This is a genomic window from Arhodomonas sp. KWT, assembly GCF_010993615.1.
Genome location: NZ_WNXE01000913.1, coordinates 1 through 676, shown reverse-complemented (window position 1 = coordinate 676; position 676 = coordinate 1). Strand labels below are relative to the sequence as shown.

The 676-nt window shown below is 71.7% G+C and carries 1 protein-coding gene and 1 pseudogene; both read right to left on the bottom strand.

Annotated elements, in window-relative coordinates:
* Positions 1-360 (bottom strand): annotated as a pseudogene (locus G7A99_RS23255) (hypothetical protein); the annotation flags it as partial.
* Positions 351-676 (bottom strand): winged helix-turn-helix domain-containing protein (locus G7A99_RS23250; protein ID WP_163144418.1); only part of this gene is annotated, 326 nt, incomplete at its 5' end. The gene G7A99_RS23250 and the pseudogene G7A99_RS23255, both read right to left, overlap by 10 nt.

Genomic DNA, 676 nt, shown 5'->3' with positions numbered 1-676 from the left:
GTGCCGGAACCGGACCGTGCCGGGGGTGACCCACTCCGGGGCCGGCAGGGACTGGCCGATCGCGGAGCGCGAGTGCCAGACCTGGCCTCCCTCCGGCGTGAGCACCCACGCATACAGCCCGGAGCCCGGGCGGGCGAACCGGGGCTCCGGCAGGCTGGCTCCGGGGCGTATGCCTTTCTCGCCCACGCGCATGGCCGCGAGCAGGGTATGGACCTGGCCACGCAGGCGGTCGCGCTCGGCGGCGATCGCGCTGCGGCGGAACGCCTGCTCCAGGCCGGTCGCTGCGAGCAGGGTGAATGCCACGGTAACGATGCCGGCGGTGACCAGCAGCCGTCTGTGGAGTGAGGCCGTTACCGCCACGGCGCGAGCCGGTAGCCCTGGCCGCGCAGGGTCTCTATGGGCTGCCAGCGCCGGTGCGGATCGAGCTTGCGGCGCAGGCGGCGGACGAAGACCTCGAGGACGTTGGAGTCGCGCTGGTCGTCGTCGGCGTAGAGGTGCTCCATGAGCTGTGTCTTCGACAGCACCTCGCCGGGGTGGTGCATGAGGTAGGCGAGAAGGCGGTACTCGAACGCCGTGAGGGTGATCGGTTCGCCGTCCAAGTGAACCTCCGAGGTGCGCGTGTCCAGCGTGATCGGGCCGTGGTTGAGCACCGGACTGGCCCACCCCCCGGCACGGC